At 72.1% G+C, this 18792-nt stretch carries 20 protein-coding genes and 1 tRNA gene; 12 read left to right on the top strand and 9 right to left on the bottom strand.

Features of this window, described 5'->3' with window-relative positions; translation table 11 throughout:
- Positions 1-26: 26 nt before the first annotated feature.
- From ACFYU0_RS15855 to ACFYU0_RS15840, 4 genes are all read right to left on the bottom strand, one after another.
- Positions 27-275 carry a hypothetical protein gene (locus ACFYU0_RS15855; protein ID WP_351668420.1) on the bottom strand — a complete coding sequence of 83 codons (249 nt, stop codon included), beginning with the start codon at positions 273-275 and terminating at the stop codon, positions 27-29.
- Positions 276-358: 83 nt separating this feature from the next.
- On the bottom strand, positions 359-1270 hold the full coding sequence (locus tag ACFYU0_RS15850; protein ID WP_389301340.1) for an ATP-binding cassette domain-containing protein: 912 nt from the start codon (positions 1268-1270) through the stop codon (positions 359-361).
- A gap of 6 nt (positions 1271-1276) precedes the next feature.
- Positions 1277-2353, bottom strand: a complete 1077-nt coding sequence (locus ACFYU0_RS15845) for an ABC transporter permease (RefSeq protein ID WP_389301337.1) — start codon at positions 2351-2353, stop codon at positions 1277-1279.
- Complete coding sequence (locus ACFYU0_RS15840) at positions 2353-3372, bottom strand: sugar ABC transporter substrate-binding protein (RefSeq protein ID WP_389301334.1); 1020 nt, start codon at positions 3370-3372, stop codon at positions 2353-2355. The genes ACFYU0_RS15845 and ACFYU0_RS15840 overlap by 1 nt, the downstream gene beginning before the upstream one ends.
- Positions 3373-3671: 299 nt before the next feature.
- Between ACFYU0_RS15840 and ACFYU0_RS15835 the strand changes: the two genes are divergently transcribed.
- The 4 genes from ACFYU0_RS15835 (at position 3672) to ACFYU0_RS15820 (ending at position 8417) form a co-directional block, all read left to right on the top strand.
- Complete coding sequence (locus ACFYU0_RS15835) at positions 3672-4982, top strand: ABC transporter substrate-binding protein (RefSeq protein WP_351668391.1); 1311 nt, start codon at positions 3672-3674, stop codon at positions 4980-4982.
- Positions 4983-4990: 8 nt separating this feature from the next.
- Positions 4991-5971: a sugar ABC transporter permease gene (locus ACFYU0_RS15830; protein WP_351668390.1), complete on the top strand. Its 981-nt coding sequence runs from the start codon at positions 4991-4993 to the stop codon at positions 5969-5971.
- The gene (locus tag ACFYU0_RS15825) at positions 5968-6855 is read left to right on the top strand and encodes a carbohydrate ABC transporter permease (protein ID WP_351668389.1); all 888 of its coding nucleotides are present in this window, start codon (positions 5968-5970) and stop codon (positions 6853-6855) included. Before ACFYU0_RS15830 ends, ACFYU0_RS15825 begins: the two co-directional genes overlap by 4 nt.
- 164 nt (positions 6856-7019) lie before the next feature.
- Complete coding sequence (locus tag ACFYU0_RS15820; protein ID WP_389301329.1) at positions 7020-8417, top strand: amino acid permease; 1398 nt, start codon at positions 7020-7022, stop codon at positions 8415-8417.
- 88 nt (positions 8418-8505) lie between these two features.
- Here ACFYU0_RS15820 and ACFYU0_RS15815 read toward each other — a convergent pair.
- Positions 8506-8579: transfer RNA gene (locus tag ACFYU0_RS15815), tRNA-Pro, on the bottom strand.
- A 104-nt stretch (positions 8580-8683) separates the two neighbouring features.
- Between ACFYU0_RS15815 and ACFYU0_RS15810 the strand changes: the two genes are divergently transcribed.
- Together ACFYU0_RS15810 and cobF are read left to right on the top strand one after the other, a co-directional pair.
- A complete protein-coding gene (locus ACFYU0_RS15810) occupies positions 8684-9193 on the top strand; it encodes a DUF309 domain-containing protein (RefSeq protein WP_389301326.1) in 510 nt (169 codons plus the stop codon).
- A 66-nt stretch (positions 9194-9259) separates the two neighbouring features.
- Positions 9260-10033 carry a precorrin-6A synthase (deacetylating) gene (cobF, locus tag ACFYU0_RS15805; protein WP_351668383.1) on the top strand — a complete coding sequence of 258 codons (774 nt, stop codon included), beginning with the start codon at positions 9260-9262 and terminating at the stop codon, positions 10031-10033.
- On the opposite strand, the gene ACFYU0_RS15800 is transcribed toward cobF, so the two are convergent.
- The gene (locus ACFYU0_RS15800) at positions 9990-10766 is read right to left on the bottom strand and encodes a cobalt-precorrin-6A reductase (RefSeq protein WP_389301323.1); all 777 of its coding nucleotides are present in this window, start codon (positions 10764-10766) and stop codon (positions 9990-9992) included. The genes cobF and ACFYU0_RS15800 overlap by 44 nt on opposite strands.
- 61 nt (positions 10767-10827) lie before the next feature.
- On the opposite strand from ACFYU0_RS15800, the gene ACFYU0_RS15795 reads away from it, so the two are divergent.
- Positions 10828-11613, top strand: coding sequence for a TIGR01458 family HAD-type hydrolase (locus ACFYU0_RS15795; protein WP_351668379.1), 786 nt, complete (start codon positions 10828-10830; stop codon positions 11611-11613).
- On the opposite strand, the gene ACFYU0_RS15790 is transcribed toward ACFYU0_RS15795, so the two are convergent.
- From ACFYU0_RS15790 to ACFYU0_RS15780, 3 genes are all read right to left on the bottom strand, one after another.
- A complete protein-coding gene (locus ACFYU0_RS15790; protein WP_351668377.1) occupies positions 11599-12369 on the bottom strand; it encodes a sulfite exporter TauE/SafE family protein in 771 nt (256 codons plus the stop codon). The genes ACFYU0_RS15795 and ACFYU0_RS15790 overlap by 15 nt on opposite strands.
- A 108-nt stretch (positions 12370-12477) precedes the next feature.
- Positions 12478-13989: a long-chain fatty acid--CoA ligase gene (locus tag ACFYU0_RS15785; protein WP_389301320.1), complete on the bottom strand. Its 1512-nt coding sequence runs from the start codon at positions 13987-13989 to the stop codon at positions 12478-12480.
- A gap of 80 nt (positions 13990-14069) precedes the next feature.
- A complete protein-coding gene (locus ACFYU0_RS15780; RefSeq protein ID WP_351668373.1) occupies positions 14070-15257 on the bottom strand; it encodes a thiolase family protein in 1188 nt (395 codons plus the stop codon).
- A gap of 159 nt (positions 15258-15416) precedes the next feature.
- Here ACFYU0_RS15780 and ACFYU0_RS15775 point away from each other — a divergent pair, with 159 nt between their 5' ends.
- From ACFYU0_RS15775 to ACFYU0_RS15755, 5 genes are all read left to right on the top strand, one after another.
- Positions 15417-16214: an alpha/beta fold hydrolase gene (locus ACFYU0_RS15775; protein ID WP_389301316.1), complete on the top strand. Its 798-nt coding sequence runs from the start codon at positions 15417-15419 to the stop codon at positions 16212-16214.
- A 143-nt stretch (positions 16215-16357) separates the two neighbouring features.
- Positions 16358-16843 (top strand): DNA starvation/stationary phase protection protein, encoded by a 486-nt coding sequence (locus tag ACFYU0_RS15770; protein ID WP_351668369.1) that lies wholly within the window; start codon positions 16358-16360, stop codon positions 16841-16843.
- An 82-nt stretch (positions 16844-16925) separates the two neighbouring features.
- Positions 16926-17270, top strand: coding sequence for a DUF3140 domain-containing protein (locus tag ACFYU0_RS15765; RefSeq protein WP_389301314.1), 345 nt, complete (start codon positions 16926-16928; stop codon positions 17268-17270).
- 8 nt (positions 17271-17278) lie between these two features.
- The gene (locus ACFYU0_RS15760; RefSeq protein WP_389301312.1) at positions 17279-17926 is read left to right on the top strand and encodes an endonuclease; all 648 of its coding nucleotides are present in this window, start codon (positions 17279-17281) and stop codon (positions 17924-17926) included.
- Between the two features lie 65 nt (positions 17927-17991).
- On the top strand, positions 17992-18792 hold the full coding sequence (locus ACFYU0_RS15755) for an SAM-dependent methyltransferase (protein ID WP_389301310.1): 801 nt from the start codon (positions 17992-17994) through the stop codon (positions 18790-18792).

Below are 18792 nucleotides of genomic sequence, written 5' to 3'. Positions count from 1 at the left end.
GGGCCGGTCACTGAGCCGCCCGCGGCTCAGAGGCAGTACCTGACCAGCCATTCGTCGGGGTCGTAGGCGTCGCGTGCCGGGTCCCTGGGCACGGCGGGCCGCGTCTCCACCGTGTCCTCGGGCCGGACCCGCTGCGGCAGCGTGCCGAACCGGGCACGGCGCGCGGTCGCGGCGCCGTCCGGCGCCGGCTTCCCGTCGCCGGTCCGGCGCTCGCGGCCCGCGTTCGGCTCGTTCGTCCCGTCAGGCGTGTCCGGCTGGTGCGCCTCGTTCGTCAACTCGGCCTCCCCGTAGGCTCGTACCGACCCGTACACCCCTATGGACGCACGCCCCCGGTCGTCCGGTTGCGTGCGCGGCGCCGTCAGCCGGTCTCCTCCGGCACGCCGGCCGCCGGTGCGGTGAGGTCCTCGGCCTCCGGCAGCCCGTCGACGTCCACCCCGCGCACCTGGGCCAGTTCGTGCTTGAGCGCGGCGAGTTCGGCACCGCCCGCCATGTGGTTGGTCAGCTCCTCGAGGGTGATCCCGGCGCGTTCGGCGCTGAGTTCGAGGGTGCCGAGGCGCAGCACGCTGAAGTGGTCGCCGACCATGTAGGCGTGGTGCGGGTTGTGGGTGATGAAGACGACGCCGAGGCCGCGGTCGCGGGCGGCGGCGATGTACTTCAGGACCACGCCCGACTGCTTGACGCCGAGGGCCGCCGTCGGCTCGTCCAGGATCAGCACACGGGCGCCGAAGTGGACGGCACGGGCGATGGCCACACACTGCCGCTGGCCGCCGGAGAGGGTGCCGATGGGCTGCTCCAGGTCGTCCAGGACGATGCCCATGTTGCGCAGTTCCCGGTCGCAGGTCGCCTTCATGCCGGCGATGTCCAGGCGCCGGACGGGCCAGGGCCCCCTGGTCCGCTCGGAGCCGAGGAAGAAGTTCCGCCACACCGGCATGAGGGGGACGGTGGCGAGGTCCTGGTAGACGGCGGCGATGCCGCGGTCGAGAGCCTCGCGCGGGGTGCCGAAGCGCACCGGCCTGCCGTCCACCAGGAACTCGCCCTCGGTGTGCCGGTGCAGACCGGAGATGATCTTGATGAGGGTGGACTTCCCGGCGCCGTTGTCCCCGAGGACGCAGGTCACCCGGCCCTGGTGGATCTCGAGGTCGACGCCGTGCAGGGCGCGGACGTTGCCGTAGGACTTGCCCGCGCCGCGCAGCTCGACGACCGGGCCGTCCGCGGCGGGCGCGGCGTCCCGCTGGGACGTGCCGTCGGTTCCGGTTCCGTTCGTGGTCATCGAAGGTCACCTCCGGGTGGCCGTGCGCCGGACCCACAGATTGATCAGGACGGCGCCGAGCAGCATCACGCCGAGGAAGGCCTTGAACCAGTCGGGGTTCCAGCCGGCGAAGACGATGCCCTGGTTCACCATGCCGAACATGAAGGCGCCGAAGACGGGGCCGACGGCCGAGCCGTGGCCGCCGGTGAGCAGACAGCCGCCGATGACCGCGGCCGAAATGTAGATCAGCTCCTGGCCGACGCCCTCGCCGGACTGCACGGTGTTGAAGGAGAACAGGTCGTGCATGCCCGTGAACCAGGCGCCGAGACCGACCAGCATGAACAGGGTGATCTTGGTGAAGGTGACCGGGACGCCGACGGCCCGGGCGCTCTCCTGGCTGCCGCCGACGGCGAAGACCCAGTTGCCGTACTTGGTGCGCAGCAGCACCCAGGTGGCGAGGGCCGCGAAGGCGAGCCAGTAGAAGACGGTGATCTTCACCTGGACGCCGCCGATACCGACGGAGGAGGCGAAGATCCGCCTGGCCTGTGCGAAGCCGTCCATGTCGCTGATGTCGTCGGTGGCCACGTTGCCGGTGACCAGTTTGGTGACGGCGAGGTTGACGCCCTGCAGGATCAGGAAGGTGCCGAGGGTGACCAGGAAGCTCGGCAGCCCCGTCCTGATCACCATCCAGCCGTTGAAGGCCCCGACGCCCAGCGACAGGGCGAGGGCCAGGACGACGCCGGTCCACACGTTCACCGTGAGCTGGTAGCTGAGCATGCTCGCGGTGAGCGCGGAGGTGATCACCGCGACGCCGGAGGACAGGTCGAACTCGCCGCCGATCATCAGCAGGGCCACCGGCAGGGCCATGATGCCGATCGTCGAGGACTGGTAGAGGACCGTGGCCAACGAACCGCCCTGGCGGAGCGAGGGCGCCGCGGCCAGGAAGAAGACCAGTACGGCCAGGGCGCCCAGGAAGACGCCCACCTCCGGCCGGGCCAGCAGCCGCAGCGGCAGCGGACGCCGTGCGGTGCGGCCGTCGGCGGCCCCGGGGCCCGGCGCCGGGGGTGCGCCCGGCGCCGGGCCGGCGGGCCGGGTCACGCTCATCAGCGGGTGCCCTTCGCGGCGAACTCGGCGATCCTGTCGACGTTGGACTTGTCGACGAACGCCGGTCCGGTCAGCACCGGCTGCTCACCGCCGCCGCTGTAGTTGCCGTTGTTCTTGTAGAGCCACAGGGAGTCGATCGCCAAGTAGCCCTGGAGATAAGGCTGCTGGTCGACGGCGAACTGGACGGTGCCCTTCTTGACGGCGCCGGTCAGGGATTTGTTCAGGTCGAAGGTGGCGATCCGCGCCTTGCTGCCCGCGTCGTCCACCGACTGCACGGCGGTCAGCGCGAAGGGGGCGCCGAGCGTGACCACGTAGTCGATGGCCTTGTCCTGCTTCAGCTTGGCCGTGATCGTCGACTTCACGGACGGCATGTCGGCGCCGTTCACGTACAGCGTCTCGGTGGTGCCGGTGAACGTCTTCTTCACGCCGTCGCAGCGCTGGGTGAGGCCGACGTTGCCCTGCTCCTGGATCACGCACACGGCCTTCTTGGCCCCGACCTCGTTCAGCTTCTTGCCGAACGCCTCGCCGGCGACCGTCTCGTCCTGCCCGAAGAACTGCAGCAGGCCGAGCCTCTTCCAGTCGCTGAGGCCCGAGTTCAGGCCCACCACGGGTATGCCGGCCGCCTTGGCCCTGCCGATGGCGTCCTTCATGGCGTCCGGCTTCGCCAGGGTGACGGCGATGCCGTCGACTTTCTGGTCGACGGCGTTCTGGACGAGCCCGGCCTGCTGGCCGGCGTCGGGGTCGTGGGAGTAGACCAGTTTGATGTTGTCCTTGGCGGCGGCCGCCTCGGCGCCCTTGCGGACGATGTCCCAGAAGGTGTCGCCGGCCGACTGGTGGGTGACCAGGGCGACGGTCATCCGGGGGGTGTTCGCCTTGCCCGCGGCGGGGTTCGCGCCGTCCTCCTCGGCCTTCTTCCCCCCGGAGCCGCTGGAGCAGCCGGCGAGGACGAGGGCTGTCGCGGCCACCGCGGCCACGACGAGGGCCGGGCGGCGGGAGCGGAAGTGAGCAGAGCGGTCCATCGTGCGTGCACCTCACTGTGCTACGGGGAAGGGACGCTGTTGCGTTGGCACGCGATCCAACCCCCGGCGAGGCCGCCTGTCAATCCTTTGTCAAGACATCATTTCAAAAAGCCGTTCGCCGGCGATTACGTTTCGGGCAAGTAACCGGCCGACGTGAGCGGAACCTATTGACGCTCGGCGCACGTGGGGCTGTTATTACGCCCACGCTGTTCGGTCGAGTTGATTTCTGAGCGGTTTCGAGGACCTTTCGGTGATCGACTCATCCCCTTGGCCGGACCCCGCAATCCTCAGGAGCCGCCATGCGCCTCTCCACCCCCGGTCTTCCCCTCCCCGCGCCCAGCCGCCGTGCGCTGCTCCGCGGAGCGGGCGGTGCCGCACTCCTCGGTGCGGGCATACCCCTGCTGTCCGCCTGCGGCGGCAGCGGTTCCGCCGCCGACCCGAAGACCGTCACCCTCGGCTCCAACGCCTCCGACGCCGTGCCGAAGAAGGCCTTCGCGGAGATCTACGCGACGTTCAAGAAGCAGTCGGGCATCACGGTCGACGTGAACACGAAGGACCACAACACCTTCCAGGAGCAGATCAACTCCTACCTCCAGGGCACCCCGGACGACGTGTTCAACTGGTTCGCCGGCTACCGCATGCAGTTCTTCGCGGCGAAGAAGCTGGCGACGCCGATCGACGACGTGTGGGCGAAGATCGAGGGCAACTTCCCCGAGGCCATGAAGAAGCTCAGCAAGGGCGAGGACGGCAAGTACTACTTCGTGCCGCTGTACACCTATCCCTGGGCGCTCTTCTACCGCAGAAGCGTCTTCCAGCAGCATGGTTACGAAGTCCCCACCACCTGGGACCAGTTGGTGGCCCTGTGCAAGCGGATGAAGAAGGACGGCCTGGTCCCGATCGCCTTCGGCGACAAGGACGCCTGGCCGGCGATGGGCACCTTCGACCAGATCAACTTCCGGCTCAACGGCTACGACTTCCACGTCGAGCTGATGGCCGGCAAGGCCTCATGGACCGACCCGAAGGTGAAGTCCGTCTTCGACCACTGGAGCGAGCTGCTCCCCTACCACCAGGACGGCGCCATGGGCCGCACCTGGCAGGACGCCGCGCAGACCCTGGTGGCCAGGAAGGCGGGCATGTACCTCCTCGGCTCGTTCGTCGGGCAGCAGTTCACGGACAAGGCCGACCTGGACGACCTCGACTTCTTCGCCTTCCCGGAGATGAACCCCGCCTTCGGCCAGGACACGGTCGAGGCCCCGACCGACGGCTTCATGGTCAGCAGGGCCCCGAAGAACCACGCGGGCGTGGTGAAGCTGCTGCAGTACCTCGGCACCCCGGAGGCCGAGGCGGTCTACCTCAAGGCCGACTCCAGCGTGGTCGCCGCCTCCGGCAAGGCGGACACCTCCTCGTACACCGCGCTGCAGAAGAAGGCGTACACGATGATCAGCGGCGCCAAGAGCCTCACCCAGTTCATGGACCGCGACAGCCGGCCCGACTTCACCTCCACGGTGATGCAGCCCGCGCTGCAGAAGTTCATCCAGAACCCCAAGGGCGTGGACGGCCTGCTGTCGTCGATCGAGCGCCAGAAGAAGACCATCTTCGCGTCCTCGTGAGCGCCCCGATGACGACCGACACGACGACGAAGACGCCGGAGGCGGCCGCCGTGCCGCCTCCGGGCGCCGCACCCGGTGCGACGCGGGCCGCACGAGGCCACCGGCGCCTGCTGACCCGCCGCGACCGGATCACGCTCGCCTTCATGGCGGGCGTCCCCACGGTCCTGCACGTGGCCCTGGTCTGGGTCACCGCGCTCGCCTCGATCCTCCTCGCCTTCACCACCTGGGACGGCATCGGCTTCGACTCGATCCAGTGGGTGGGACTGGAGAACTTCAAGCAACTCTTCAGCGACAACCCGCAGTTCTGGCCCGCCGTCCAGCACAACGTCATCTGGTTCGCGGCCCTGATCCTCCTCCCGACCCCGTTCGGGCTGTTCCTGGCGGTGCAGCTGGACAAGCGGATCCGGTTCAGCCGGGTCTACCAGACGGCGTTCTTCCTGCCGGTGGTCATCTCGATGGCGTGCATCGGCTTCGTCTGGCAGCTCGTCTACAACCCCGACACCGGCCTGATCAACAGCATCGTCGGGGCCAACGAACCCGGCCACTACATCGACTGGATCGGCGACCCCGACCTCAACCTGTGGGCGGTGCTCGTCGCCGCGTCCTGGCGGCACACCGGCTACATGATGATCCTGTACCTGGCCGGCCTGAAGAGCGTCGACCCGTCCCTGCGGGAGGCGTCCGCGCTGGACGGCGCGGGCGAGTGGCAGTCGTTCCGGCACGTCGTCTTCCCGACCCTGCGCCCGACCAACACGGTCGTCCTGGTCGTCACCATCATCGAGGCCCTGCGCGCCTTCGACCTGGTCTTCGTCTTCAACAAGGGCGCGCAGGGCACCGAGTTGCTGTCGATCCTGGTCACGAACAACATCATCGGCGAGTCCAGCCGCATCGGTTACGGCTCCGCCATCGCGGTGGTCCTGCTGGTGATCTCCCTCGCGGTGATCATCCCGTACCTGGTGGCCACCTTCCGGAAGGAGCGGCGATCGTGAGCGCCCCCACCGCCGCACTCAGGCGGCGCGCCCCCCTGCGCCCGGCCCGGGTCCTGCTGCACGTCTTCCTCTCGGCCACCGCCCTGGCGTGGCTGGCGCCCCTGCTGTGGGCGGTCTTCTCCGCGCTCCGGCCCTACGGCGAGACCAGCGCCAAGGGGTACGTGTCCTGGCCGGACAAGCTCAGCCTGGACAACTTCACCCACGCGTACCAGCAGTCGGACATGACGCACTACTTCGTCAACACGCTGCTCATCGCGGTGCCGGCGGTGCTGCTGACGCTGTTCCTGTCCTCGTGCGTCGCCTTCTACGTCGCCCGGTTCGACTTCCGGGTGAACCTGGCGCTGCTGCTGGTCTTCACGGCGGGCAACCTGCTCCCCCAGCAGGTCATCATCACGCCGCTGTACCGCATGTACCTGCTCACCGATCTGCCCGGCATCACCGAGAGCGGCAAGCTGTACGACTCCGCGCTCGGCCTCGTCCTCATCCACGTGGCGTTCCAGTCCGGGTTCTGCGCGTTCGTGCTGAGCAACTACATGCGCTCGCTGCCGCACGAGCTGACCGAGGCCGCGCTGGTCGACGGCGCCTCGGTGTGGCGGCTGTACTGGCAGATCACGCTGCCGCTGTGCAAGCCGGCGATGGCGGCCCTGGCGACCCTGCTGTCGATCTGGATCTACAACGACTTCTTCTGGGCCCTGGTGCTGATCTCCACCGGTGAGAACATGCCGATCACCTCGGCCCTGAACAACCTGTCCGGCCAGTACTTCACCGACCCCAACCTGGTCGCCGCCGGCGCCCTGCTGACCGCGATCCCCACCCTGATCGTCTACTTCGCGCTGCAGCGCCAGTTCGTCAGCGGCCTGACCCTGGGCTCCAACAAGGGCTGACGGACGTCTGGCGGTCCGAGCAGCTCGTACGCGCAGTTTCTTCTTCATCGAACGGGTCCTACGGGACAAAAAGCGGCGATTTTGCATCAGGTCCGGGCATCCCCGACCATGGGCTGGTCCCGGCGATCCCGGGAACACCCGTTCGATGAGAGGCACACCCACCCATGCACGTCTCCGGGACCGCCCAGCGGCCGGCTCCGGCGCCCCCGGGAACCCACCCCGTTCCCGCCGAGGACCCGAACGGCGACACCGGACGGCACGCCCGCCGCTTCGGGCTGCCCGTCGCCACCGCCCTGGTCATGGGCAACATCATCGGCGGGGGCATCTTCCTGCTTCCCGCCTCCGTCGCCCCCTACGGCACCGTCAGCCTCGTCGCCTTCGCCGTCCTGACGGTGGGCGCCGTCGCGCTCGCCCTGGTCTTCGGCCGGCTCGCCGAACGCGACCCGCGCACCGGCGGCCCCTACGTCTACGCCCGCGAGGCCTTCGGCGACTTCGCCGGCTTCCTCGCCGCCTGGGCGTACTGGATCACCACCTGGGTCTCGAACGCCGCGCTCGCCGTGGCCGCCGTCGGCTACCTCGACGTGCTGATCCCGGTGGCCGGCCACCGCTGGAGCGCGTGTCTGGCCGCCCTGGCGCTGCAGTGGCTGCCCGCACTCGCCAACTTCGCCGGCACCCGCTACGTGGGCGCCGTACAACTCGTCTCCACCGTGCTGAAGTTCGTCCCGCTGCTGCTCGTCGCGGTGGGCGGGTTGTTCTTCTTCGACCCGGCGAAGCTCGGGCCGTTCAACGCCACCGGGGGCGGCGCCATCGGCGCGGTGTCCGCGTGCGCCGCCCTGCTGCTCTTCTCCTACCTCGGGGTGGAGTCCGCCGCCGTCAGCGCGGGCGAGGTCAGGGACGCCCGCCGCAACGTGGGGCGCGCCACCGTCATCGGCACCGCCGGCGCCGCCCTCGTGTACCTGCTGGGCACCCTGTCGGTCTTCGGCACGGTCGGGCACGGCCGGCTGGTGACGTCCACCGCGCCGTTCTCCGACGCCGTGAACGCCATGTTCGGCGGGAGCTGGGGCGGCTGGGCCGTGGCCCTCGCCGCCCTGGTCTCGATGACCGGCTGCCTCAACGGCTGGACGCTGCTGAGCGCCCAGACCCCGTACGCCGCCGCGCGGGACGGACTGTTCCCCGCCGCCTTCGCGCGCCGCCGCCGCGGCGTGCCGACCGTCGGCGTCGGCGTCACCGTGGTCCTCGCCTCGCTGCTCACCGTCTACAACTACACGGCGGGCTCCGCGAAGGTCTTCGACATGCTGGTGCTCGTCACCACCTTCACCGCGACCGTGCCGTACCTGCTGGCCACCGCGGCCCAGGTGTTCCACCTGGTGTCGGGCCGGCGCGAGTCGGTCGACCGGGCGCGGCTGGTCCGGGACGCCGTCGTCACCGCGGTGGCGGCCGCCTTCTCGATGTGGCTCGTCGCGGGCGCCGGCTACGCGGCGGTCTACCAGGGCGTGCTGTTCCTGTTCGCGGGGATCGTCGTCTACGCCGTGATGGCGGCCCGGCGGCAGCGGACGGCCTGAACGGAGCGCGGGGGCCCATGACCCCGGATATGGCGAAGGGGCCGGCCGAGACTGCTCTCGAACGACCCCTGACCCGCTGTTCGGCGAGTCGGGACGACAGGATTTGAACCTGCGACCCCTTGACCCCCAGTCAAGTGCGCTACCAAGCTGCGCCACGTCCCGGTGCGCTCACTCGCGGTGACCCGCGTGATCGCGCGAACAGCACTTTACCCCACGCGCGGGGGTGCGCCGAAGGCCCGGGGGCCGGGACCGCGACAATGGACCGTATGACAGACGCGGACACGACGGCGGGCGGCCGGGACCGGGACGCAGGAGGACGGGCGCGCAACGCCCGGCCCCGGGACGGACTGGGGCGGCCGCTGCCGTACGGGGCCGACGGCGTCGAACGGCAGCCCGAGGGGATCGTGCGGACCGCGCCGGAGACGGTCGCCGAGGCGCAGGCGCTGCTGGACGCCGGCCGGCCCTTCCACGCCCACGAGGTGTTCGAGGACGCCTGGAAGTCGGGCCCCGAGGACGAGCGCACCCTGTGGCGCGGTCTCGCCCAGCTCGCCGTGGGGCTCACGCACGCGGCACGGGGCAACGCCACCGGCGGGGCCCGGCTGCTGCGGCGCGGTGCGGGCGCGGTGGAGGACTGGGAGGTCACCCGGGGCGAGGACCGGCCCTACGGGATCGACCTGGCCCGGCTCGCCGGGTGGGCACGGGAGCTGGCCGGGCGGGTGGAGGGGGCGGCGGCGCCCGTCGACGCGGCGGCCGAGGCGCCTCGGCTGGTGTCCTGACCGCCTCCCCGCGGGGGCCGCGGAGGCGGTGGGATCACGGTCGGCGGCATGCGGCAGACTCTGGGCGTGCGAAAGATTCATGTCATCGGTATCGGAGCGGGCGACCCCGACCAGCTGACCCTCCAGGCGGTGAAGGCGCTGCGGGGCACGGACGTGTTCTTCCTGCTCGACAAGGGCGAGGTGAAGAGCGACCTCACCCGGCTGCGCCGGGACATGCTCGACGAGCACCTGCCGGAGGGCGGCTACCGGGTGGTGACGGCCCGGGACCCGGAGCGGGACCGCACGGCGGGCGGGACCGCGTACTCCCCCGCCGTGGAGGACTGGCGCGTCGCGCGCGCCGGCATCTACGAACGGCTGATCACCGAGGAACTGGACGAGGACGGCACCGGCGCGTTCCTGGTGTGGGGCGACCCGTCGCTGTACGACAGCACGCTCGGCATCCTCCAGGAGGTGCTGGACCGGGGCACGGTGGAGTTCGAGTACGACGTGGTGCCCGGCATCAGCAGCGTCTCCTCCCTGGTGGCCCGGCACCGCACGGGGCTGAACCGGGTGGCCCGGCCGGTGCAGATCACCACCGGGCGGCGGCTGGCCGAGGGGTTCCCCGAGGGGGTGGACGACGTCGTGGTGATGCTGGACGCGCACCAGGCCTTCCGGCGGTACGCGGAGCAGGACATCGACATCTACTGGGGCGCGTACCTGGGCACCCCGGACGAGATCCTCGTCTCCGGCCCGCTCGCCGAGGCCGGGCCCCGCATCGAGCGGGCGCGGGCCGAGGCCCGGGAGCGCAAGGGCTGGATCATGGACACGTATCTGCTGCGCCGGAACCCCGGGGAGAGCTGAGACCCAGCCGCCGCAGCACGCCGGCCACGTCGGGCACCACCGTGACGCCGGCCGGCGATTCGGGGCGGCGTACGACGACCACGGGCAGCCCGAGGTCCCGTGCGGCCGTGAGCTTCGCGGCCGTCGCGTCGCCGCCGCTGTCCTTGGTGACCAGGACGTCGATCGCGTGGTCGCGCAGGAGGCGCGTCTCGTCGGTCACGGTGAACGGGCCGCGGGCGAGGACCACCCGGGTGTCCGGGGGCAGCGGCGGCTCGGGCGGATCGACCGACCGGACCACGAAGCTCAGGTCCGCCAGGTGCCGGAAGGCGGCGAGCCCCAGACGGCCGGTGCTGAGGAACACCCGCCGGCCGAGGCCGGGCAGCGCCTCGGCGGCGGCGTCGAGCGAGTCGACGGGGTGCCAGTCGTCACCGGGGCCCGGCTGCCAGCCGGGGCGGCGCAGCACCAGGGCGCGGACTCCGGTGGCCGCCGCCGCGCGGGCCGCGTTGGCCGTGATCGACTCGGCGAACGGGTGGGTGGCGTCGACCAGGACGTCCACCCGGTGTGCGCGCAGCCAGTCGGCGAGGCCCTCCGGCCCGCCGAAACCGCCGGTCCGCACCTCGCCCGGCACCGGGGCGGGGCGGGCTACCCGGCCGGCCAGCGAGGTGGTGACCCGGACGCCGGGGCGTGCGGCGAGGTCCGAGGCGAGGCGGCGGGCCTCGGTGGTGCCGCCGAGGATCAGGACGTGCGGGGACATGGGGGTGAGCGTACCGACGTCGTTCGGCCCGGCCCCGCGCGTGGCGGGCTACGGTCGGGCCATGGAATCCGTGCGTGCCGTCCTGATCGACATCGACGGTGTCCTCACCGTCTCCTGGAAGCCGCTGCCGGGTGCGGTGGAGGCGCTGGCGCGGATCCGGGGGGCCGGTCTCGGCGTGGTCCTGGTGACCAACACGACGTCCCGTTCCCGTGCGTCGGTCGCGCGGACGCTGTCGGGGGCCGGCTTCGAGGTGGACGTGGCGGACGTGCTGACCGCGCCCGCCGCCACGGCCGTCCATCTCGCCGAGCACCACCCGGGCGCCCGCTGCGCCCTCCTCAACAGCGGGGACGTGGGCGCGGACCTGGGTGACGTCGTCGTGGCCGACGACGACCGCGTGGACGTCGTCGTCGTGGGCGGTGCGGGGCCGGAGTTCGGCTACGAGGCGCTGAACCGGGCGTTCGGCCAGTTGCAGCGCGGCGCGCGGCTGGTCGCCATGCACCGCAACCTGTACTGGCGGACCGACTCCGGGCTGCAACTGGACTCGGGCGCCTTCCTGCTCGGGCTCGAGCGGGCGGCGGGGGTCGAGGCGCAGGTCACGGGCAAGCCGTCGCAGGCGTTCTTCGAGGCCGCGCTGTCCCGGCTCGGCGTGGGCGCGGAGCAGGCGCTGATGGTGGGCGACGACATCGAGTCGGACGTCCTCGCGGCGCAGCGGGCCGGGCTCACCGGGGTCCTGGTGCGGACCGGGAAGTACCGGCCGGAGACGCACGAGAGCGCGAGCGGCGCGCCCGACCGCGTCGTGGACTCCTTCGCGGACGTCCCGGCGCTGCTGGGCCTAGCGCAGCAGTAGCTGCACACCGCCGACGACCGTCGCGGCGATCACCAGTTGTTCGAAGAGCCGCTGGTTGATCTTGTGCACAGCCCATGTGCCGATCAGCGCGCCGGGGACGACGAACACCACGAGCGCGGCGTCGAGGAGCAGTGAGCGGCCGTCGATCAGACCGAGTCCGGCGCTGAAGGGGACCTTGGACACGTTCACGATCAGGAAGAAGAAGGCCGACGTGCCGAGGAAGCCGAGTTTGCGGAAGCCCGCGGAAAGGAGATACATCGACATCACCGGGCCGCCCGCGTTCGCGACCATGGTGGTGAAGCCGCCGAGGACGCCGTAGGAACGCGCCTTCATCCGGCCCGCCCGGGTGGTGACCGCGTCCGGCTCGTCCTCCGTCCCGGACCGCCGCCGCCACGCCGTGACGCCGGCCATCAGCAGCAGGATCGCGCCGATCGAGGTCCGTACGACCCCGTCGTCGGCCCACAGCAGGAACAGGGTGCCGGCCACCACGCCGGCCGCGACGGCCGGGAACAGCCGCCACAGCGTGGGCCAGTGGGCGTGCCGCCGGTAGGTGAGCACGGCGAGCACGTCACCGGCGATCAGGACCGGCAGCAGCACTCCGGTGGAGGCGCGGGCGGGCAGGACGGCGGCAAAGACCGCGAGGCTGACCGTGTTGGCCCCGCTGACGGCGGTCTTGGAGAAGCCGACCAGCAGGGCCGCGAGGGCGAGGGCGGTGAACCCCCAGCCGGATATGTGCCAGAGCGTCATCGTGTTCATACGGCGACCGATGCTATGTGCACACGACCGGCGGCGGCCGATCGATATCGCCGGGCGGCCTCCACGCCCGGCGGACCGGGCGCCCGCCGGACGCGGGCCCGGCCGGTCTCAGCGGCCGGCGTACCGGGTCCGCAGCTCCCGCTTGAGCACCTTCATGCTCGGCCCGAGCGGCAGGGCGTCGCAGAACTCCACGCGGCGCGGGTACTTGTGCCGGCCGAGGTGCTCCTTGGACCACTCGGTGATCTCGGCGGCGTCGGACGCGGCGCCCTCGGCCAGTACGACGACGGCGCACACCTCCTCGCCGTGCAGCTCGTCGGGCAGACCGATGACGGCGACCTGGGCGACGCCGGGGTGGCGCATCAGGACCTCCTCGACCTCCCGCGGGTACACGTTGTAGCCGCCGCGGATGATGACGTCCTTCTTGCGGTCCACGATCCGCAGGAAGCCCTCGTCGTCCTTGGTGCCGAGGTCGCCGGTCCGGAACCAGCCGTCGACCAGCGCCTCGGCGGTGGCCTCGGGGCGGCCGAGGTAGCCGGAGAAGACGTTGTGGCCGCGGACGACCACCTCGCCCAGCTCGCCCGGCGGCAGCAGCTCGATCCGTTCCTCCACCTCGGCCTGGGCGATCTCCACGTCGACGCCCCACAGCGGGTGGCCGATGGTGCCCGCCCTGGTGCCGAACACCGGCTGGTTGACGGTGGCCGTGGGCGAGGTCTCCGACAGCCCGTACCCCTCGTAGACCCGGGCGCCGAACGCGGCCTCGAACCGCTCCAGCACGGCGACCGGCAGCGACGCACCGCCGGAGACGCACACCCGCAGTCCGGGCAGGGCGTCGGCGCCGCCGGCCGCCGCGGCGAGCGCGACGAACATGGTGGGCACCCCGTGGAAGGTGTTCACGCCCTCCTTCACCATCAGCTCGATGGCGCGGGCCGCGTCGAAGCGGGGCAGCAGCACCAGCGTCGCGCCGGCGCGCCAGGTGGAGTTGAGCGACACGGTCTGGCCGAAGGCGTGGAACAGCGGCAGCGCGCCGAGCGCCACGTCGTCGGGCCGGATGTCGTTGGCGTCGAAGGCGTTGACGGTCGCGTTCATCACCAGGTTGAAGTGGCTGAGCACGGCGCCCTTGGGCACGCCGGTCGTGCCGCTGGTGTAGAAGATCACCGCCGGGTCGTCGGCGGCGCGGGAGACGTACGAGTGCAGGGGCTCGGCGCCGGCCGCGAGGGCGTCCAGTTCGCCGCCCAGCTCGACCACCCGGACACCGAGGGCCTGTGCGGCGGCCCGCCCGGTCGCCGCCTGTGCCGGGTGCACCAGGAGCAGTGTGGCCCCGCTGTCCTTCAGGACGTGTTCGACCTCCGGCGGCGACAGCAGCAGGTGCACCGGGACGACGACCGCGCCGGCCGCGGCGATCGCGTAGTAGGCGACCGGGAACTCGGCCGTGTTGGGCGCCATCAGGGCGACCCGGTCCCCCGGCCGGACGCCGAGCCCGGCGAGCGCGCCCGCCTGGGCCCGGGCCCGCCGCCACACCTGCTCGAAGGACAGCCGGAGGTCTCCTTCGACGAGAGCCGTACGGTGGGGGCGGCGCCGGGCGTTCTCGGCGAGGATGGCGGCGACGGACAGGGTTGCCATGCCAGTGGTGCTCCGTTCTTGCTGCGGCTCTTGCTTCCGATCCCCTTGTCGGGGACCCCGTTGCCCCCGTCGAAGCGCTGCTAGCGCCTCTCGACCAGCACGGCGCTGCCCTGGCCGACGCCCACGCACATGGTCGCGAGCCCTCGGTCGGCGCCGGTGCGGCGCATCCGGTGCAGCAGGGTGGTGAGGATGCGGGCGCCGGAGCAGCCGAGCGGGTGGCCGAGCGCGATCGCCCCGCCGGTGGGGTTCACCAGGCCGGGGTCGATGCCCAGTTCGTCGACGCAGGCGAGGGCCTGGGCGGCGAACGCCTCGTTGAACTCTGCCTCGCCCAGGTCGCCGATCGTCCAGCCGGCCCGGGCCAGCGCCTTGCGGGTGGCGGGGACGGGGCCGATGCCCATCACATCGGGGTGGACGCCCGCCGAGGCGCCGGCGACGTAGCGGCCGAGGGACTCGAGGCCCAGCTCGTTCAGGGCCTCCTCGCTGACCAGCAGCAGTCCGGCCGCTCCGTCGTTCATCGGGGAGGCGTTGCCCGCGGTGACCGTGCCGCCCGCGCGGAACACCGGCTTGAGGCGGCCGAGTTTCTCCAGCGAGGTGTCCTCGCGTACGCACTCGTCCTGGTCGACGGTGACGCCGTCGGGGCGCTCCACGGGCAGGATCTCGTCGTCGAAGTGGCCGTTCTTCCGTGCGGCGGCGGCCAGTTGGTGGCTGCGCAGGGCGAACTCGTCCTGACGGGCACGGGAGACGCCGTACCGCTCGGCCACCTCCTCGGCCGTCTCGCCCATGGCCAGCAGGCCGTGCAGGTCCTTCATGGCGGGGTTGACCAGGCGCCAGCCCAGCCTGGTGTCGTGGGTCTCGATGCGGTGCGGCAGGGCCTCGTCGGGGCGGGGCAGCACAAAGGGGGCGCGGCTCATGGACTCGGAGCCGCCAGCGAGCACGATGTCGGCCTCGCCGGCGGCGATGGTGCGGGCGGCGGCGGTGACCGCTTCGAGGCCGGAGGCGCACAGCCGGTTGACGGTGGCGCCGGGCACGGTCTCGGGCAGGCCCGCGAGCAGGGCGGCCATCCGGGCGACGTTGCGGTTGTCCTCGCCCGCCTGGTTGGCGGCGCCCCAGTAGACGTCGTCGATGCGGGCCGGGTCCAGTGCGGGGACGTCGGCCACCAGACGGCGGATCACGGTGGCCGCGAGGTCGTCGGGCCGCACGGTGGAGAGGGCTCCGCGCAGCTTGCCGATGGGGGTGCGGCGGGCGGCCGCGAAGTGGACGGGGCGCACGGCTGGGACTCCTGACCGACGGCGTGGTGATCGGCACGGACCTGTCGGTCCGTTCGGCAGCACCCTTAATTAGCACTGCTAGTTTTGGACTATAGCCCGACCACCCGGCCACTGGGAAGATCCTCCCGTGTGACCCGCGCCCGACCGGCTGGAGGAGACATGACCGAGATCCGCGAGCACGACCTCGACGGCGTCGCCGTGACCGAGTGGCCGCACCCCGAGCCGCGGTACCTGGCCGTCGTGGTGCACGGGTACGGGGAGCACGTCCGCCGGTACGACGGACTGGCGGGCGTCCTGACCGGGCACGGGGCGGCCGTGTACGGCCCGGACCACGCCGGCCACGGGCGGTCGGCCGGCGAGCGGGTGGTGGTCGAGGACTTCGAGGACGTGGTCCGGGACGTGCACCGGGTGGCCGGTCTGGCCCGTGCCGCGCATCCCGGACTGCCGCTCGTCATGGTCGGCCACTCCATGGGCGGCCTGATCGCCGCCCGGTACGCCCAGCGGTACGGCTCCGGACTGAGCGCGCTGGTGCTGTCCGGGCCGGTGATCGGCGCCTGGGAGCTGCCCGGCCGGCTGCTCGCCCTGGACGAGATCCCGGACACCCCGATCAGCCCCGCCGCGCTCACCCGCGACCCGGCGGTGGGCGCCGCGTACGCCGCCGACCCGCTGGTGTGGCACGGCCCGATGAAGCGGCCGACGCTGGAGGCGTTCACCCGCACCCTGAAGGCCGTCGACGAGGGCGGGGACGTCGGGCCGCTGCCGCTGCTCTGGCTGCACGGGGACGACGACCGGCTGGTGCCGCTGCCGGGCAGCAGGATCGGCGTGGAGCGGCTCAGCGGCGGACGGCTGACCGAACGGGTCTTCGCCGGCGCCCGGCACGAGGTGTTCAACGAGACGAACCGGGCGGAGGTCTTCGCCGAACTCGTCCGCTTCCTGGACCAGGTACTCCCCCGCTGATCAGGCACGTTTGCCCCGGCACCCGCCGGGCACCCGCACCGTCGGACGTGACGCAACGAAGCCGGATGTCACGGCGTCAAGCCGGACCGACCAGACGAACCGGCACGTCACGCATGAGGACGACAGAAGGGGAGAACCGCGCCATGACCGTGGTGAAGAGCACGCTGTCCGACGAGGCGCTCAAGATCACCGGTGCCGCCCTGCAAGACACCCTCGTGGACCTCCTGGGTCTGTCGCTGATCGGCAAGCAGGCCCACTGGAACATCGTCGGGCCGCGGTTCCGCTCGATCCACCTCCAGCTCGACGAGGTGGTCGACACGGCCCGGGCCCACTCCGACACGGTCGCGGAGCGCGCCGCCGCTCTCGGCCTGCCGCCGGACGGGCGTCCGGAGACCGTCGCCGCGGGCCTCGCCCTGCCCAGGACCAGGGAGGGCTGGCTGCGCGACACCGAGGTGGTCGAGCTGATGGTGTCGGCCCTGGAGTCGGTGATCGGCCGGCTGCGGGAACGCATCGCCGCGACCGACGAGCCGGACCCGGTCAGCCAGGACCTGCTGATCGCCATCACGGCCGACCTGGAGAAGCAGCGCTGGATGTTCGAGGCGGAGAACTGGCCCCGCGACGGGAAGTGACCCGGGCCCGGCCCGACGCACGACGCACGACGGCCGGCCCGCCCCCGGTGAGCCGGCCCCCGCACACGGAAAGGGGAAATCCATGGCGGACGCACTCGAGATGGACGCGCTGTGGGAGGACTTCCACCGCGTGGTGAACATGACCTCGGCGGAACTCGCCTCCTGGCTCCGGGTCCGGGACGCCGACGAGGAGGTGGAGCCGCTGCCCGACCAGGCGGGCTCGCCCACCGGGCAGCACGTTCTCGCCATCCTGCAGAAGCGGCGCACCGATCTGACCGACGACGACGTCCGGGTGATGCACAGGGTCGTCGACACCGTCGGTGAACTGGTGGACGTGGAGAACGAGCCCGAGCCGGAGCGGACGCCGGAGGACACCCGCCGCCGGCACCGGCTGATGACGCTGGGGCACGACCCCCTCAAGCCGTAGGACGCGCCGTGCACCGCGACGAGCGGGTCGTGCGCGAGCTGGTGGCCGCGTGCGGGCGGACGTACGCCGAGGAGGCGGACATCCGGCTGAAGGACACCCCTCAGCCGCTGTACCGGCTGCTCGTGCTCTCCCTCCTGCTGAGCGCGCGGATCCGGGCCTCCGTCGCGGTGGCCGCGGCCCGCGCGCTGCACGAGGACCGCCTCGACAGCCCCCGGCGTATGGCCGGGGCGGACTGGCGGCGGCGGGTGGACGCGCTGGGCCGGGGCGGCTACCGGCGCTACGACGAGCGCACCGCCACGCAGCTAGGCGAAGGCGCGGAGCTGCTGACCGACCGCTGGGGCGGTGACCTGCGCCGGCTGCACGAGGAGGCGGACGGCGACACCGGCGAACTCAAGCGGCTCCTCCAGGAGGAGCCGGGCATCGGGCCGGCCGGCGCCGACATCTTCCTGCGCGAGGCCCAGCGGGTGTGGCCGGACGTCGCGCCGTACTTCGACGCCAAGGCGCTGTCGGGAGCCGGCCGGCTCGGCCTGCCGGAGGACGCCGGCCGGCTGGCACGGCTCGCCGGGGACACCGAACCGGCCGTGCTGGCCGCCGCGTTGGTGCGGGCGGCCCTCGACCGGCAGGTGGCCGAAGACTGTCTGCGCCGCGCCTCATGATCGTGCCAGACTGCTCCCGGTCCCCCCGCTGACCCAGGGGGGCCGGTCGAGCGGAGGAGCAGCACGTGACGGGGACCGAGCCGGCCGCCCAGGCCATCGACACCACCCGGCCGCACCCGGCCCGGGTCTACGACTGGTTCCTCGGCGGCAAGGACAACTACTCCGTGGACGAACAGCTCGGCCGGCGGATCGCGGCGATCGACGGCGGCGCCCCGCGCGCGGCACTCGCCAACCGGGCCTTCATGCGCCGCGCCACCCGGGCGCTGGCCGGGGACCTGGGCGTCCGCCAGTTCCTGGACGTCGGCACCGGCATACCCACCGAGCCCAACCTGCACCAGATCGCCCAGTCGGCCGCGCCGGACGCCCGGGTCGTCTACGTGGACAACGACCCCATCGTCCTGGCCCACGCCCAGGCGCTGCTGCGCGGCACCCCGCAGGGCGTGACCGAGTACCTCCAGGCCGACGCCCGCGATCCGGACGGCATCCTCGAACGGGCCTCCCGCGTACTGGACTTCGGCAGGCCCGTCGCCCTCTCCCTGATCGCCCTGCTGCACTTCGTCGCCGACGAGGACGGCGCCCACGACCTGGTCCGCACGCTGGTCGGCGCGCTGGCCCCGGGCAGTTGCCTGGTGCTGTCGACGATGACGGCCGACTTCGAGCCGGAGAGCGTCCGGCGGGGCGTCGCCGCGTACGCGGCGGGCGGGGTGACCCTGGTGGCCCGCTCGCGGGCCGAGGTCGGCGTGTTCTTCGAGGGCCTCGAACTGCTCCCGCCCGGGATCGTGCCGGTCGACCGGTGGCGCCCCGAGGACGCGCCGGGCGACACCGCACCGGTCTCGCTGTACGGCGCGGTCGGGGTCAAGCGCTGA

This window comes from Streptomyces sp. NPDC003720, assembly GCF_042875075.1.
GTDB lineage: Bacteria > Actinomycetota > Actinomycetes > Streptomycetales > Streptomycetaceae > Streptomyces.
Note: the sequence above shows the minus strand (reverse complement) of the source record. Positions and strands in the feature narration are given on the sequence as shown.